This is a genomic window from Brevundimonas sp., from assembly GCF_046293315.1.
GTDB lineage: Bacteria > Pseudomonadota > Alphaproteobacteria > Caulobacterales > Caulobacteraceae > Brevundimonas.
In genome coordinates this window covers 1-640 of record NZ_JBKBPF010000072.1, presented here as the reverse complement: position 1 = coordinate 640, position 640 = coordinate 1, and the positions used below count along the sequence as shown (strand labels likewise).

Annotated in this window: 1 tRNA gene; it reads left to right on the top strand. The window is 57.5% G+C overall.

From position 1 onward, the window contains the following. Positions 1-269: 269 nt before the first annotated feature. Positions 270-346, top strand: a tRNA-Met gene (locus ACK4SE_RS14070). Positions 347-640 lie beyond the last annotated feature (294 nt).

The window sequence follows — 640 nt, the reverse complement described above, 5'->3', positions numbered from 1 at the left end:
GCATATATCGGTGACCTTGAGGTCCGTACGGCCAAGGGTATTGAACTGCATAGGAAAATCCGTCTGACGCTTAATGGAGGACGGGCGGACCCTAGACCAGTGCATCGTTGTATGGAAGTGGTTCAGCGGCATTTGCCGATATATCCGCTGCAACGCGGGCACGTTTTCCCCGCCTGTAAAAAACCGTCACCAAAGGCGCAAAGGGGGGTTGAGGTCTGCGGCGGCACCCCCTATATAGCCCTCACACCGCGCCGAGGCGCTGTGTTTGACGCGGGATGGAGCAGCCCGGTAGCTCGTCAGGCTCATAACCTGAAGGTCGCAGGTTCAAATCCTGCTCCCGCAACCAAAAAAGCCCAGTGAACCATTCGGTTTGCTGGGCTTTTCCTTTTTCGGGATTGTTGCAGGATGGGCACGGGGCGGCCCTGGGCGCGGTGGTTTGCACATTGTTCATTGCCCGGGTTTAGATTGATCGGTACTTTATCGATCCAGATGGTCCGCGTGTTGCCCGTGCGGGGGAGTTCAGTCTTGTTTGAGTATCGGCGCAGCGCGGCGCTTTCCTTCTGCTCCTGCAGGATGCGGGAAGGGAAAGGCGGAGGATTTTGAGGCCCGTTCGACGCCAATTTCTGCTGGACTGCGTGAG